The sequence below is a fragment of the Pseudomonas sp. EA_65y_Pfl1_P113 genome, assembly GCF_963970525.1.
Lineage (GTDB): Bacteria > Pseudomonadota > Gammaproteobacteria > Pseudomonadales > Pseudomonadaceae > Aquipseudomonas > Aquipseudomonas tritici.
The window spans coordinates 1-255 of record NZ_CAXAQM010000747.1; the positions used below are offsets into that span (position 1 = coordinate 1).

Here is a 255-nt window from a genome sequence, read left to right on the forward strand (position 1 = left end):
GCCAAGTATGCGCGGGTCACCACGTGGCAGGTTCGGCAGGTATGGGCCGCTTCCGACCTCAAACCCCATCGTCTGAAGACCTTCAAAATCAGCAACGATCCTCATTTCGCCGACAAGGTAGTCGACGTGGTCGGGCTCTATCTGAACCCACCGGATAACGCCCTGGTGCTGTCGGTTGACGAGAAAACCCAGATCCAGGCGTTGGATCGCACCCAACCGATGTTGCCACTACGCCCAGGTCAAGTTGAACGTCGC

General features: G+C 58.0%; 1 pseudogene. It reads left to right on the forward strand.

The annotated features are described in order from the left end of the window. A pseudogene (locus AACY52_RS32015) lies at nt 1-255 on the forward strand (IS630 family transposase); the annotation flags it as partial.